Source organism: Ferroplasma sp. Type II, assembly GCF_000496155.1.
This window is the reverse complement of the sequence record NZ_KI542856.1, coordinates 1-1,066: the sequence shown is the minus strand read 5'-3', so window position 1 is coordinate 1,066 and position 1,066 is coordinate 1. Positions and strand designations below refer to the sequence as shown.

The window sequence follows — 1,066 nt, the reverse complement described above, 5'->3', positions numbered from 1 at the left end:
ACTGGTTTATCAGGAATCAGTGAATAATTTATATTATTATTTTCATTAACAGTGAATATAGCATAGTATTTTCCTGTATTCTCCCTTTTTATTGTTAATCCCTTTATTTCTCCATTGATTTCTCTATGCTTGAACATTCTTATTTTTCCTATTTTTGATAATTTTAAATGTGTTTTATCTAATATTTCAAATCCAGATTGTGTATATGTAAATGATTTGTATACTTTCTTTGATTTAAATCTTGGAAAACCTGCTTTTATTTTTTTACCTTTTTCCTTTTCATTTATTCTTCTAAAGAAATTATCATATGCTTTGTCTAACCTATTTGCAACATCCTGAAGTACCTGTGAATATATATATTTATATTCAGGGAATTCATTTTTTAACTCTGGTAATTGATTCTGCTGGTATGTATAATTAACATTTATATTATAATAAAAATCCTTCTTTAATTCATATGCCATCTTTCTCTGTTCTAACATTGCATTGTATAAATTATGGGATAAATCAAGAATATAATCTATCTTTTTGATTTGCTCTTTATTCGGGTATATTCTGAATTTATAAGCCCTCATGCCTTTTTGCCTCCTGTGAGTCTACATATTCTTTTAAAATATATTGTATAATAACTTAATAAACTATAAAATTTGCGCTTTCATCCCCTCCCTAACGAAAGGGAACTTCCCGCTTATATGTTAAAAGAGGTTGTAACATATTTCTTCAATAATATATTTAAATGGTGATTGACATTATGAATTTAATGATGTACAAAGAGTTCGGCAATAGTTCATTCAAAACTTCGGCTATAGGCATGGGGACTTACTACGATGTGAGATGGATATTCAAGACCTATTTGGGCATATACTCAGGCAAAGAACAGAAGGTTGATGCTATCAAATCAGGAATAGACAATGGAATTAACCTTATAGATACCGCAGAGCTCTACAGAACAGAAAAAATAATTGGTTCTGTGATAAAACAGTACAAAAGGGATGAACTATTTCTGGCAACGAAGGTTTTTCCAACACATCTATCACCAAAATCGGTGGAAAAGGCTCTTGACCGT

Annotated in this window: 2 protein-coding genes; one reads left to right on the top strand and one right to left on the bottom strand. The window is 29.7% G+C overall.

Annotated features, from left to right (window positions below):
• Positions 1 to 575 (bottom strand): RNA-guided endonuclease TnpB family protein (locus AMDU4_RS14010; RefSeq protein ID WP_290705628.1); only part of this gene is annotated, 575 nt, incomplete at its 3' end.
• 185 nt (positions 576 to 760) lie between these two features.
• Between AMDU4_RS14010 and AMDU4_RS14005 the strand changes: the two genes are divergently transcribed.
• Positions 761 to 1,066, top strand: a 306-nt coding sequence (locus tag AMDU4_RS14005) for an aldo/keto reductase (RefSeq protein WP_290705625.1), incomplete at its 3' end; no start/stop codon positions are given.